The organism is Micromonospora sp. CV4, assembly GCF_003667455.1.
In the GTDB taxonomy this organism is placed as follows: domain Bacteria; phylum Actinomycetota; class Actinomycetes; order Mycobacteriales; family Micromonosporaceae; genus Micromonospora.
Window position 1 is genome coordinate 1 of the sequence record NZ_RCVI01000133.1, and the last position, 730, is coordinate 730.

The 730-nt window shown below is 80.1% G+C and carries 1 pseudogene; it reads right to left on the reverse strand.

The features are described 5' to 3' along the window. A pseudogene (locus EAD98_RS30845) lies at window positions 1-730 on the reverse strand (hypothetical protein); the annotation flags it as partial.

Consider the following 730-nt stretch of genomic DNA (forward strand, 5'->3'; position numbering starts at 1 on the left):
GGCGGCCATCGAGCCGGACTGGTCCGGGCCCAGCTGGAACCGTCCGAGCTGGGGCAGCGGCTGGGCCCCGCCGTGGTCCCGACAGGAGGGCGAGCCGGCGTCCCACCCGGCCCCGACCGAGCCCGCGCCGGGTTGGGCCGCCGAGCCCAACGTGCCGTACGAGGCCGCGCGCGTCGAGCCGACCCGCCCGTACGAGCCGGTACGCGCCGATCCGCCCCGGGGGTACGACGTCGCCCACGATGAGCCCGCACCCGAGCCCGCTGCGGAGCCTGGTGCGGCCGCATCGGCCCAGGGTCCCTCGTGGGCCGGCGGACGACCGGCGACGAGCCCCATCGGCACGCCGCCGGAGTCGTCCCGGGCCGAGCCGGCCGAGCGCCCCTCCTGGTCCGGCGGTCGTCCCACCCCGACCAGCGGCCCACCGGCCGACCGGCCGTCGTGGGCCAGTTCCGCGCCGACCAGTGCCCCCCGGGTCGAGCCGACCAGTGCCCCCCGGGCCGAGCGGCCCTCCTGGGCTGGTGGATCGGATCCAGCGCCGACCAGTGTTCCGCCGGCCGAGCGGCCCTCCTGGGCCGGTGGATCGGATCCGGCGCCCACCAGCGCCCCGCCCTCGCGTCCGTCCTGGGCCGGTCCGGCGCCGACCAGCGCGCCCCCGGCCGTCCGGCCGACCTGGGCCGGTGGATCGGATCCGGCGCCCACCAGCGTCCCGCCGGCCGGGCGGTCCTCCTGGGCC